Genomic DNA, 343 nt, shown 5'->3' with positions numbered 1-343 from the left:
CTGATCTTCATGACCATCGGCACGCTGACCACTTACGAGATCTTCCTGATCCTGCTCGGACCCGACGGTGGGCCCGGCGGCAAGGGCATGGTGCCCGGCCTCTATATGTTTAGCGCCGCCTTCACCGAAGGTCGCTTCGGCTACGCCTGTGCGCTGGGCATGGTGCTCTTCGTCATCATCCTGCTGCTGACCATCGTTTACCAAAAATACGTGAAGGTCGAAAAGTAAGCTCTTAACAGATTCCCCCCCAATGACTCCACAAACTCAGAACAAAATCGGTGAAACGATCAAGCTCGGCTACCTGGCCTTCATCCTCACCTTCGCCTTCTTCCCGCTCTACGTG

General features: G+C 55.7%; 1 pseudogene. It reads left to right on the top strand.

From position 1 onward, the window contains the following. A pseudogene (locus tag QEH52_RS20375) lies at window positions 1-228 on the top strand (carbohydrate ABC transporter permease); the annotation flags it as partial. Window positions 229-343 lie beyond the last annotated feature (115 nt).

The organism is Thalassobacterium maritimum, from assembly GCF_031127805.1.
GTDB lineage: Bacteria > Verrucomicrobiota > Verrucomicrobiia > Opitutales > Coraliomargaritaceae > Thalassobacterium > Thalassobacterium maritimum.
Note: the sequence above shows the minus strand (reverse complement) of the source record. Positions and strands in the feature narration are given on the sequence as shown.